The sequence below is a fragment of the Lysobacter sp. M2-1 genome, assembly GCF_022662495.1.
Classification (GTDB): Bacteria; Pseudomonadota; Gammaproteobacteria; order Xanthomonadales; family Xanthomonadaceae; genus JAKPBU01.
The window spans coordinates 1-12,237 of the sequence record NZ_JAKPBU010000009.1; the positions used below are offsets into that span (position 1 = coordinate 1).

The following is a 12,237-nucleotide window of genomic DNA, read 5'->3' on the forward strand; positions in this document are numbered from 1 at the left end:
TTCCTTCGGGTGGGGGGGGCACCCCCCCTCTTTTGGGTTTATGGGGGGGGGGTTTCCCCCCCCCCCTACGTTACCCGCGCGATGCGAGCTGCGACAGACGCTGCACCGCCACCGACGCGGTCGGGTAATCCAGCGCCTTCTGCGCCGCGACCTCATTGAGCATCGACAGGGTGAAGCGCAGGGTCGGATCGTCGCGCTGCAGCCATGCCTGGACCTTGGCATCGGGCGTGGCGCCCGGCATCGACAGCACCTGGTCGGTCAGCTTGCGCAGCTGTTCGGCCAGTTCGTCGCGCAGCACGCCGCGGGCGACCGCATGCCAGCGGCCTTCCACCATCAACGCCTCGATCTGCTCCTGCAGCCAATGCGCGCGCACCGCTTCGCCGACCCGGAAATACACTTTCGCGACCTCCACAGGCCTGGACTTGCGCTCACGCGCGAGTTCGATGATGTCGGCGCTCGGTTCCAGGTACGGAATCGCCGCGAGCTGACCGCCCAGGTCGGCCGGCATGCCCTTGTCCTTCCACCGGCGCAGCGAGGTCTCGTAGTCCGGCCGCAGCGAATCGGGCAGGATTCCCTCGCCGCGACGGATGTCGCGGATGCCGTCGTGGTAGCGGTCGACCGCGGTCCGGATGTCCGGGATCGTCCCCGGGCGCGACAGCAGCCAGCGGGTGAACGAGCGCTGCATCTGCCAGATCACCAGCAGAGCATCGATCTGCACCGACTCGGCGACCGCGCCATCGAGCGCATCGATCTGCGTCCACAGCTCGCGTGCATCCAGCGTTTCGCGGGTAATGGTGAACGCCTTGGCCACTTCGCCCGGGGTACGCCCGCTGTCTTCCTGCATGCGCAGCAGGAAGGTGGCACCCATGCGGTTGATGGTGGAATTGGTGACCGCGGTGGCGATGATTTCCCGCTTCAGGCGATGGCCTTCCATCGCCTTGGCGTATTTCTTCTGCAGCGGCTCGGGGAAGTAGCGCACCAGTTCCTTGGACAGGTACGGGTCTTCCGGGACATCGGACTCGAGCATCTGCTGGAACGCGACCAGTTTGGAATACGACAGCAGCACCGACAGTTCCGGTCGGGTCAGGCCCTGGCCCCGCGCCTTGCGTTCGGCGATCTCGGCGTCGGAAGGCAGGAACTCGATCTGGCGGTCGAGCAGGCCCTGTGCCTCGAGCGTGCGGATGAAGTGCTGCTTGGAGCCCAGCCGGGTCAGGCTCATGCGTTCCATCAGGCTGAGCGCCTGGTTCTGGCGATAGTTGTCGTGGAGCACCAGGGCCCCCACCTCGTCGGTCATCGCCGCGAGCAGCTTGTTGCGCGCATCCAGCGCCAGCTTCTTCTGCTGTACCTGGCTGTTGAGCAGGATCTTGATGTTGACCTCGTGATCCGAGGTATCCACGCCAGCCGAGTTGTCGATGAAGTCGGTGTTGAGCAGCACGCCGTGCAGCGCTGCCTCGACGCGGCCCAGCTGGGTCAGGCCCAGGTTGCCGCCCTCGCCCACCACCTTGCAGCGCAACTCGCTGCCGTTGACGCGCAGCGCGTTGTTGGCGCGGTCGCCGACGTCGGCATTGGTTTCGCGGCCGGCCTTGACGTAGGTGCCGATGCCACCGTTCCACAGCAGGTCTACCGGCGCCTTGAGGATCGCGCTCATCAGTTCCGCCGGGCTCATCGCGCTGGCGCCGCCGTCGATGCCGAGCGCGGCGCGGGCCTCGGCCGAGATCGGAATCGACTTGGCCGAGCGCGGCCATATGCCGCCGCCCTTGCTGATCAGCTTGGCGTTGTAGTCCTCCCAGCTCGAACGCGGAAGCTTGAACATGCGCGCACGTTCCTTGAACGACGCGGCGACCTCCGGATTGGGGTCGATGAAGATGTGCCGATGGTCGAACGCCGCGAGCAGGCGGATGTGCCTGGACAGCAGCATGCCGTTGCCGAACACGTCGCCGGACATGTCGCCGATGCCCACGCAGCTGAAATCCTGGCTCTGGCAGTCGCGGCCCATCGCACGGAAATGGCGCTTGACCGATTCCCACGCACCCCTGGCCGTGATGCCCATACCCTTGTGGTCGTAGCCGACCGAACCACCGGAGGCGAAGGCATCGTCGAGCCAGAAGCCGTGCGCCTGGGCGATCCCGTTGGCGATGTCCGAGAACGTCGCCGTTCCCTTGTCGGCGGCCACCACCAGGTACGGATCGTCCGCATCGTGGCGGACCACGTTGGCCGGATGCGCCACCTTGCCGTCGACCAGGTTGTCGGTGATGTCGAGCAGTGCGTTGATGAAGCGCTTGTAGCAGGCCACCCCTTCGTTGAACCACGCATCCCGGTCGACCGATGGATCGGGCAGCTGCTTGCAGAAGAAGCCGCCCTTCGAACCCACCGGCACGATCACGGTGTTCTTCACCATCTGCGCCTTGACCAGGCCCAGCACCTCGGTGCGGAAGTCCTCGCGGCGGTCGGACCAGCGCAGCCCGCCGCGCGCTACCGGGCCGAAGCGCAGGTGCACGCCTTCAAGGCGCGGCCCGTATACGAAGATCTCGCGATAGGGCCTGGGCTTGGGCAGGTCGGGCACGCGCGCCGAATCGAGTTTGAAGCTGATGTAATCGGCCGGGCCGCCGTCCGCGCGTTTCCCGTCGCGGTACTGGATGTAGTAGCTGGTGCGCAGGGTGGCATCGATCACGCCGATGAAGCTGCGCAGAATGCGGTCCTCGTCCAAGCTCGACACGCTGCTGTCGAGCAGCGCCTTGATCGCGGCGCGCACTGCCTCGTAGCGTTCTGCCCGATCCGGATGCGTCCCTTCCGTGACCGGCTTGAGCAGCTTGTCCATCGCAGCATCGCCGGCGGTGATCCGCACGAGCTGCTCGCCCATGCGTGCTTCGGCCGCGCGTTGGGCCTGCTTGCCTTCGCCGGCGGGATCGAAGCGACTCTCGAACAGCTCCACCATCAGCCGCGCGATCAGCGGGTGGCGGGCGAATGTCTCCTCCACATAGGCCTGGGAGAACGGCACGCCCAGCTGCTGCAGGTATTTGCTGTAACCGCGCAGCATCGCCACCTGGCGCCAGTTCAATCCGGCAGCGAGGATCAGGCGGTTGAATCCGTCGTTTTCGGCCAGGCCGCGCCAGACCTGCAGGAACGCATCCTCGAACTGCGCATCGATCGCGTCGATGTCGATTTCGCTGCGCGCGCCCTTGGCCGGTGCGAGCTCGACCTCGAAATCCTGGATGTAAACCGGCTCGGTCGCCCCGCCCTCGCCCGGCAGCTCGATCCGGTAGGGGTGTTCGGAAAGCACTCGCAGGCCCATGTTCTCGATCATCGGCAGGGCGTCCGACAGCGGAATGTCATCGAGCTGACGGTAGAACTTGAAGCGCAGTCCGCCGACGCCGCGGTGGCTGCGATGCAGGCTCAGCGCGAGATCCTCTGGCGAGCGCAGCGAATCCAGGTGACGGATGTCGGCGGCGACCAGCGCCGGCGAGACCTCCTGGATGTAGCCCGCCGGCAGGGCGCGGCCGTAGCGGCTGGCCAGTTCCAGCCCGCGTTCCTCGCCGTGTTCGGCCACCAGGCGTTCGCGCAGATCGTCCTGCCAGTTGCGCACGATGCTGGCCAGGTCGGCTTCCAGCTTGGCCACGTCGACCTTCGCCGTCTCGCCGGGTCGCGGGCGCACGATGACATGCAGCTGCGCCAGCGGCGAGTCGCCCACCTGCACGGTGCTGTCGACGCGGTCCGCATGCAGCGAATCGCGCAACAGGTGCTCGATGGCCAGGCGCACATCGGTGTTGTAGCGCTCGCGCGGCAGGTACACCAGCGCCGACCAGAAACGGCCATAGCGGTCCTGGCGCAGGAACAGCTTGCTGCGCACCCGTTCCTGCAGGCCCAGGATGCCGGTGGCGAGCCGGTAGAGTTCGGCTTCGTTGGCCTGGAACAGCTCGTCGCGCGGCAGCGATTCGAGGATGTGCCGAAGCGCCTTGCCGCTGTGGCCGCCGGCCTTGAACCCGGACTGGCGCATTACGTGCTCGAAGCGTTCGCGCACGATCGGGATATCCCAAGGTCGCCGGTTGTAGGCGCTGGACGTGTACAAGCCGATGAAGCGCTCCTCGGCGATCGGCCTGCCCCTGGCGTCGAAGCTGAGCACGCCGATGTAGTCCATATAGCCGGGCCGATGCACGCTGGCGCGCGAATTGGTCTTGGTCAGGATCAGCGCATCGACCGAGCCGGACTGCGGCATGTGATGCGCGGCCAGCGACTTCAGCGGTCGCGGCTTGCCCGGTTCGGCGCCGCGCAGCAGGCCCAGGCCGCTGCCCTCCACCGCGCGCAGCACCTCGACCTTGTCCTTCTTGACCACTTCGTACTCCCGGTAACCGAGGAAGGTGAAGTGATCGTCGGCCGCCCAACGCAGGAATTCCTGGGCCTCGCGTCGCCCTTCATCGGAGACCGGCAGGTGGCGCTCGATGATGTCGTCGGCCACTTCGATCATCCGCTCGCGCATCGCCGGCCAGTCCTCGACGATCGCGCGCACGTTCGCGAGCACGCTGCGCAGCCCGGCCTCGAGCCACCTGGCATCGTCCGCGGATTGGCGATCGATCTCCAGGTGCATCAGCGATTCGGGCGACCCGCTGCCGATCGCGGTCATCCTGCCCGCCCTGTCGCGCGCGATCTGCAGCACAGGATGGCCCAGCACATGCACGCCAATGCCCTGCTCGGCCAGCGCCATGGTCACCGAATCCACCAGGAACGGCATGTCGTCGTTGACGATCTGCACCACCGTGTGCGGCGTTTCCCAACCGTGCTGCTTGAGGGTGGGATTGAACAGGCGCACGGCGGGCGACCCGGGCTTGCGGTTGCGCGCGAATTCCAGGAAGTCGTTGGCCAGCGCGGCCCAGCCTTCCGGCGTATGCAGCGGAAGCTCATCCTCGCCCATCCGGTGGTAGAAGGCCTGCGCGAACGCGGCGGCATCCTCCTGGCGGGTCTTGCCAGCCAGTTTGCGGATCGCAGCGAAGACGGGGTCGAGCAGCAGCGGCTTCTCCGGCTCTTTCCTTTCAACCTTGCGACGCACGGCGGAAGTCTTGGCAATCATGTTCGGAGACCTGGGAGAAGGGTTGGAGCTGCCTTTTATTTCAAGCTGGATGCGTGCAGCGTTTGAAGCGGAAAACCCGCGGGGGGGGGGGGCGGGGGGGCCCCCCCCCCCCGGGGGCACGGGCAGCATAAGCGACAGGCGGAAATGGGGGACGACACCCCGGCGGCGGCCTTGGAGGACCGCCGCCCCGCGGATGCTCGGACTGCATCTGCTACTGGCGAAATGGGCGAAGACACGCCGTTGAGTAGGGCCTCAGCGCAATCCCGTTTCATGTCGTGCGATCACCAGCCGCTGGATCTCGCTGGTGCCCTCGTAGATCTCGGTGATCTTGGCATCGCGGAAGTAACGCTCGATCGGCATTTCCTTGCTGTAGCCCATGCCGGCGTGGATCTGCACGGCCTGGTGCGCGATCCACATCGCCGCCTCGGACGCGGTCAGCTTCGCAACCGCGGCTTCGGTGGTGAAACGCTCGCCGCGACCCTTCTTCCAGGCCGCACGCAGCGTCAGCAGCAGGGCCGCGTCGAGCTTGCACTTCATGTCGGCGATCTTGGCCTGGGTCATCTGGAAAGCGCCGATCGGCTGGCCGAAGGCCTTGCGCTCGCGCACATAGGCTAGCGTCGCGTCGTAGGCGGCTCGGCCGATGCCGATGGCCTGGCTGGCGATCCCGATACGGCCGGCATCCAGCACGCCCATGGCGATCTTGAAGCCATGACCTTCCTCGCCCAGCACCTCCTCGGGTTGGGCGACATAGTCGGCGAACTCGATCTCGCAGGTCGCCGAGGCGCGAATCCCGAGCTTGGGCTCGGTCTTGCCGCGATGCAGACCGGCGCGATCGCCGTCCACCAGGAACGCGGTGATGCCGCGCGCCGCCTTGTCCGGATCGGTCATCGCGAACAGCACGAAATACTTGGCGACCGGACCGGAGGTGATCCAGCTCTTCTTGCCATTGATCAGGTAGGTTCCGTCGGCCTGCCTGGTGGCGCGGCATTTCATCGCGGTCGCATCGGATCCCGATTGCGGTTCGGTCAGGGCGAAGGCGCCGATCTCGGCCCCTTCGGCGATGGCGCGCACGTACTTCTGCTTCTGTTCCTCGGTCCCGTGGGTCAGGATTCCGTTGCAGAACAGCGAGTTGTTCACCGACATGATGGTCGAATGCGCCGCGTCGCCGGCCGCGATCTCGATCATGGCCAGCACGTATGCGATCGGGTCCATCCCGGCGCCGCCGTATTCGGTCGGCACCTCGATGCCCATCAGGCCGTTTTCGCCCAGTAGCTGGATGTTCTCCAGCGGGAACTCGCCAGTCCGGTCGAAATGCTCGGCGGCCGGTGCGATCTTCTCCCGGGCGATGCGCCGGGCCACGTCCTGGATCATCAGTTGCTCTTCGCTGTAACCGAAATCCATGAACGCTCCGCCAACCATTGCTGCAGGGCCGCACATTTTAGGGGCCCGCGCCCTGAAACGGTAATTGGCCCTTTGCGCGCGCCTGGCGTGTGCCCTGCTCCGGCCCTTTCTTGACGCTCGCGCCGCACCGGCATAGCATTCATCCTTATATCGCGATAGGAAGATATCTATGGACCTGGAGGGCTGGTCGGGGGTGCTCAAGACCTTCGCCGACGCGACCCGGGTGCGGTTGCTCGCGCTGCTGGAGGGGGAGGAGCTGACCGTCGCCGAACTGTCGGCGATCACCCGGCTGGCGCAGCCGCGGGTATCGACCCATCTGGCCCGGCTGAAGGAAGCCGGGCTGGTGCGCGACCGGCGTTCCGGCGTCTCCGCCTATTACCGCTTCGACGAAGCGGCGCTCGACCCCGCCCAGCGTGCGCTCTGGCAGGCCCTGAGCGTAGGCAGCGACGATCCACTACTGCGCCAGGACGCCGAGCGCGTGCCGGCGGTGCTGGCCGCGCGCGCCGCGGACGCCAACTGGGCCGACAGCGTGGCCGGCGACATGGAGCGGCACTATTCCCCCGGCCGCACCTGGGAGGCGCTCGCGCGTACCGCCCTGCCCCTGCTCGAACCGGGCGATGTCCTGGATATCGCATCGGGCGATGGCGTGCTGGCCGAGCTGCTGGCCCCGCATTCGGGACGTTATGTCTGCGTCGATACCAGCGCGCGCGTGGTCGCCGCCGCCAGCGAGCGTCTGCGCGGGCATCGCAATGTCGAGGTGCGCGAGGGGGACATGCATGCCCTGCCCTTCGAGGCAGCCAGTTTCGACCTGGTCGTGCTGATGCACGCGTTGACCTACGCGGCGCGGCCCGCCCAGGCCGTCTCCGAAGCGGCGCGCGTGTTGCGGCCTGGCGGCCGGCTGCTCCTGAGCAGCCTGGCCCGGCACGAACACAAGGTTGTGGTGCAGGCCTATGGCCATGTGAATCTTGGATTCACGCCCAAGGAGATGCGGCGCTTCATGGAGAAAAGCGGCCTGCGCGTGGCCTCATGCGAGACCGTCACTCGCGAAAAACGCCCACCGCATTTCGAAGTGATCTCGCTGATCGGAGTCAAACCATGAAACAGCTTCCCTGGCTCCATCCCGAACGCGTCGCCAAGCTCGAGGCTGCCCTCGCCCAGCGCATCCTGGTCATCGACGGCGCCATGGGCACCATGATCCAGCGCCACGAGCTGCAGGAAGCCGATTACCGGGGCGAGCGCTTCGCCCGCGGCTACGATGCCTTATTCGCCGCCGACGGCCATGCCCACGGCGACGGCTGCGGTTGCGAAGCGCACGACCAGCGCGGCAACAACGACCTGCTCACCCTGACCCGCCCCGACATCATCCGCAGCATCCATGCGGACTACCTCCAGGCCGGCGCCGACCTGATCGAAACCAATACCTTCAATTCGACCTCGATCTCGCTTGCGGACTATCGCCTGCAACACCTGGTGTATGAGTTGAACCGGGAAGGCGCGGCGCTCGCGCGCGCGGCCTGCGACGAAGCCGAGGCGAAGGACCCGGCTAAGCCGCGGTTCGTGATCGGCGTGCTGGGCCCGACCAGCCGCACCGCGTCGCTCAGCCCGGACGTGAACCGCCCCGGATTCCGCGCCACCAGCTTCGACGAACTGGCCGAAGCCTACCGCGAGGCCACGCGCGGTCTGATCGACGGCGGCAGCGACGTGCTGATGGTCGAAACCATCTTCGACACCCTCAATGCCAAGGCCGCGCTGTTCGCGATCGAAGAAGAGTTCGACGCCCGCGGTGCGCGCCTGCCGGTCCTGATTTCCGGGACCATCACCGATGCCTCCGGGCGCACGCTGTCGGGCCAGACCGCGGAGGCGTTCTGGTACTCGCTGCGGCACGCGCGCCCGCTATCGATCGGGCTCAACTGCGCGCTCGGCGCCAAGGACCTGCGCGCGCATGTGGATGTGCTCGCGCAGGTAGCCGATACCTATGTCAGCACCCATCCCAACGCAGGCCTGCCCAATGCCTTCGGCGGCTACGACGAGACGCCCGAGGACATGGCGGAGGTACTGCAGGAATTCGCCGAGGCCGGATTGCTCAATCTGGTCGGCGGCTGCTGCGGCACCACGCCCGACCACATCCGCGCGATCGCCGAGGCGGTGCGGGGCGTCCCTCCGCGGCAGTTGCCGCAACTGGAAGCCGCCGCCTGATTCCCTCTCAGGTGCCCGCTGATGTCGTTCGTCCTGAGCGTATGCGCGCAGCGCAGAAGTCGAAGGACGCCCTTCGCGAAACACGCCCTTCGACTCCGGCCGTTCGGCCCTACGCCCAGGACGAATGGAACCCAACGCTGAAATGACCGCACTCCCCCGCCAGACCCGCCTCTCCGGCCTGGAACCGCTGCAGATTACGCCGGAATCCAACTTCATCAACATCGGTGAGCGCACCAACGTCACCGGCAGCGCGCAATTCAAGAAGCTGATCCTGGAGGGTCGCTTCGACGAGGCCATCGTGGTCGCGCGCCAGCAGGTGGAGAACGGCGCCCAGGTGCTCGACGTCAACATGGACGAGGGCATGCTCGATTCGGAACGGGCGATGGTCGATTACCTGAACCTGATCGCCGCCGAACCCGACATCGCCCGTATCCCGGTGATGGTGGATTCCTCGAAGTGGAGCGTGATCGAAGCCGGCCTGAAGTGCCTGCAGGGCAAGGGCATCGTCAATTCGATCTCGATGAAGGAAGGCGAAGCCGAGTTCCTGCGCCAGGCGCGGCTGGTGCGCCGCTATGGCGCGGCGGTGGTGGTGATGGCATTCGACGAAGCCGGCCAGGCGGACACGGTCGAGCGCAAGGTCGAGATCTGCTCGCGCGCCTACCGGCTGCTCACCGGCGAAATCGGCTTCCCGCCCGAGGACATCATCTTCGATCCCAACGTGTTCGCGATCGCCACCGGCATCGAGGAGCACGACGATTACGCGGTGGCGTTCATCGAGGCGACCCGGGAGCTCAAGCGCCGCTTCCCCTACAGCCACGTTTCTGGCGGCGTGTCGAATGTGAGCTTCTCGTTCCGGGGCAACGAACCAGTCCGGCAGGCGATCCATGTGGTGTTCCTGTACCACGCCATCCGGGCGGGCATGGACATGGGCATCGTCAACGCCGGCGCGCTGCCGCTGTACGACGACCTGGATCCCGAGCTGCGCGAGCGGGTCGAGGATGTGGTGCTCAACCGGCGCAAGGACGGGACCGAACGGCTGCTGGAGATCGCCGACAGGTTCAAGGGGAAAAAGGGCGAGAAGCGGGTCGAGGATCTCGCCTGGCGCGAGAAGCCGGTGCGCGAGCGGCTCTCGCACTCGCTGGTGCACGGCATCGACCAGTACATCGACGCCGACACCGAGGAGGCGCGCGCGCAGGCGACCCGCCCCCTGGACGTGATCGAAGGCCCGTTGATGGACGGGATGAACGTGGTCGGCGATCTGTTCGGCGCCGGCAAGATGTTCCTGCCGCAGGTGGTCAAGTCCGCGCGGGTGATGAAGAAGGCGGTGGCCTACCTGCTGCCCTTCATCGAAGCCGAGAAGCTGCGTACCGGCGACACCGCCAAGAACAACGGCCGGATCGTCATGGCGACGGTCAAGGGCGACGTGCACGATATCGGCAAGAACATCGTCGGCGTGGTGCTGGCGTGCAACAACTTCGAGGTGATCGATCTCGGCGTGATGGTCCCGGCGCAGACCATTCTGGACAAGGCCAGGGAAGTCTCGGCCGACATCATCGGCCTGTCCGGGCTGATCACGCCCTCGCTGGAGGAGATGAGCCATGTCGCGCGCGAGATGAAGCGGCAGGGCTTCTCGCAACCGCTGCTGATCGGCGGCGCGACCACGTCGCGCGCGCATACCGCGCTGAAGATCTCGCCGCACTACTCATCGCCGACCGTGTGGGTCAAGGACGCCTCGCGCGCGGTCGGCGTGGCGCAGTCGCTGGTGAGCGTGGACATGCGCGGCAAGTTTGTCGCCGCCAACGAGGCCGATTACGCCGAGATCCGCGAGCGGCACAGGAATCGCGGCGAAGGCAAGCGGCTGGTCAGTCTGGAGAAGGCGCGCAACCAACGCTTCGACGGCGGCTGGGACGACTACGTCCCGCCGGTACCGAACCAGCCCGGACTGCATGTGTTCGATGACTATCCGCTGGACGAACTGCGTCCGTACATCGACTGGTCGCCTTTCTTCAATGCCTGGGAACTGGCCGGGAAATACCCGGCGATCCTGGACGATGCGGTCGTCGGGCCGCAGGCCCGGGAGTTGTTCGACGATGCCAAGGCGATGCTCGACCGGATCATCGCGGAACGATGGCTGCGGGCGAAGGCGGTGTTCGGCCTGTGGCCGGCGCACAGCGTCGGCGACGACGTCGTGTTGTCGTCCGGCGACGGAGAAACCACGACCCTGCATTTCCTGCGCCAGCAGGTCGACAAACCCGCCGACCGGCCGGACTTCTGTCTCGCGGATTTCATCGCCCCGCAAACGTCCGGCACGCAGGACTGGATCGGCGGGTTTGCGGTGACCGCCGGAATCGGCATCGACGCCCACGTCGCACGTTTCGAAGCCGACCACGACGACTACAACGCGATCCTGCTCAAGGCGCTGGCCGACCGCCTGGCCGAAGCGCTGGCCGAGCGCCTGCACCAGCGCGTGCGCAAGGAGTTCTGGGGCTATGCCGTGGACGAAACGCTGGACAACGAGGCCCTGATCGCAGAGAGGTATGCCGGGATCCGCCCCGCCCCGGGTTATCCGGCCTGCCCCGAACACAGCGAGAAGGCCACGCTGTTCCGACTGCTCGATGCCGGCGGCAATGCAGGCATGACGTTAACCGAAAGCTTCGCCATGCTGCCCACGGCTGCCGTCTCGGGCTACTACTTCAGTCACCCGCAGAGCCAGTACTTCGTGGTCGGCCGGGTCTCGAAGGAGCAGGTCGAGGACTACGCACGGCGCAAGGGCGTGCCGGTCGCCAAGGCCGAGCGCTGGCTGGCGTCGAACCTGGATTACGACCCGGAATAAGGACAGCTGGCAGTTGCAGCCCCGTAGCGCGCTGCGGCGCGTTGGGCAATGCGGTGAGCGGGAGGCGATCGCGGCGCGATCAACGTGATTCCGCGATAAGGCGCCGGCGCGCGCCGGCCTCCGATGCCCTCACCACACCAGGTCGTCGGGTACCTGGTATTTCGGGTTGGCATACGGATCGTCGGATGCTGGAGCGTCCGGATCGACCCGCAGCGCCACCGCTGCCGGAAGGATCGTTTCGGCCTGGGCCAGGACTTCCGCGGTCACCAGCAGATAACGACCGTCGAGTTGCAGCACCCCCAGTTCACCGGCATTGAGCCGGATGAGCTGTTCCGGGGTCACGTACACCCGCTTGATCTTGCCGCCGTAGGGAAAATGGCGCGCGATCTCGGCTTCGGCCACGTTCAGCGCCTTGTCCTTCAGCAGCTCGGCCAGGCGCGCCTTGGCTTCGCGACGCAGGCGCGCAGCTTCCTGCTTCTGGCGCTCGGCCTCGATGCGTTCCTGCTTCTCCTGCTGCGCACGGATCGCGTAGGCCTTGGCCAAGTCCATCTCGCTGGTTTTCGCCGGCGCTCGCGGCTTTCCCGCGGACGTGCCTGCGGAATTCGGCTTGCCCGGCTTTCCCTGGCGCCGCCTGTCCTCGTCACGCGGGTGCTTTGGCCCAGGCCTGGATGCAGGTTTCGCAGGTTTGGGGGCAGGCTTGAAGCCGAGCCCGAGCAGTTGATCGCGCAGCGAGTCGCTCATCGTG

Annotated in this window: 6 protein-coding genes; 3 read left to right on the top strand and 3 right to left on the bottom strand. The window is 66.5% G+C overall.

The window, feature by feature from the left end; translation table 11 throughout:
* Positions 1-70: 70 nt before the first annotated feature.
* The gene (locus MC375_RS14250; RefSeq protein ID WP_242104069.1) at positions 71-5,041 is read right to left on the bottom strand and encodes an NAD-glutamate dehydrogenase domain-containing protein; all 4,971 of its coding nucleotides are present in this window, start codon (positions 5,039-5,041) and stop codon (positions 71-73) included.
* A gap of 273 nt (positions 5,042-5,314) precedes the next feature.
* Positions 5,315-6,463, bottom strand: coding sequence for an acyl-CoA dehydrogenase family protein (locus tag MC375_RS14255; protein ID WP_242104070.1), 1,149 nt, complete (start codon positions 6,461-6,463; stop codon positions 5,315-5,317).
* 169 nt (positions 6,464-6,632) lie between these two features.
* Between MC375_RS14255 and MC375_RS14260 the strand changes: the two genes are divergently transcribed.
* The 3 genes from MC375_RS14260 (at position 6,633) to metH (ending at position 11,492) form a co-directional block, all read left to right on the top strand.
* Positions 6,633-7,562, top strand: a complete 930-nt coding sequence (locus MC375_RS14260; RefSeq protein WP_242104071.1) for a metalloregulator ArsR/SmtB family transcription factor — start codon at positions 6,633-6,635, stop codon at positions 7,560-7,562.
* The gene (locus MC375_RS14265) at positions 7,559-8,659 is read left to right on the top strand and encodes a homocysteine S-methyltransferase family protein (RefSeq protein ID WP_242104072.1); all 1,101 of its coding nucleotides are present in this window, start codon (positions 7,559-7,561) and stop codon (positions 8,657-8,659) included. The genes MC375_RS14260 and MC375_RS14265 overlap by 4 nt, the downstream gene beginning before the upstream one ends.
* A gap of 142 nt (positions 8,660-8,801) precedes the next feature.
* Positions 8,802-11,492, top strand: coding sequence for a methionine synthase (gene metH / locus MC375_RS14270; protein WP_242104073.1), 2,691 nt, complete (start codon positions 8,802-8,804; stop codon positions 11,490-11,492).
* Between the two features lie 129 nt (positions 11,493-11,621).
* On the opposite strand, the gene MC375_RS14275 is transcribed toward metH, so the two are convergent.
* Positions 11,622-12,233, bottom strand: a complete 612-nt coding sequence (locus MC375_RS14275) for a DUF2058 family protein (protein ID WP_242104074.1) — start codon at positions 12,231-12,233, stop codon at positions 11,622-11,624.
* Positions 12,234-12,237: the final 4 nt, after the last annotated feature.

Coding starts and splice junctions, on each gene's coding strand:
- MC375_RS14260 (WP_242104071.1), top strand. CDS start 6,633: ATGGACCTGGAGGGCTGGTCGGGGGTGCTCAAGACCTTCGCCGACGCG.
- MC375_RS14255 (WP_242104070.1), bottom strand. CDS start 6,463: ATGGATTTCGGTTACAGCGAAGAGCAACTGATGATCCAGGACGTGGCC.
- MC375_RS14265 (WP_242104072.1), top strand. CDS start 7,559: ATGAAACAGCTTCCCTGGCTCCATCCCGAACGCGTCGCCAAGCTCGAG.
- MC375_RS14275 (WP_242104074.1), bottom strand. CDS start 12,233: ATGAGCGACTCGCTGCGCGATCAACTGCTCGGGCTCGGCTTCAAGCCT.
- metH (WP_242104073.1), top strand. CDS start 8,802: ATGACCGCACTCCCCCGCCAGACCCGCCTCTCCGGCCTGGAACCGCTG.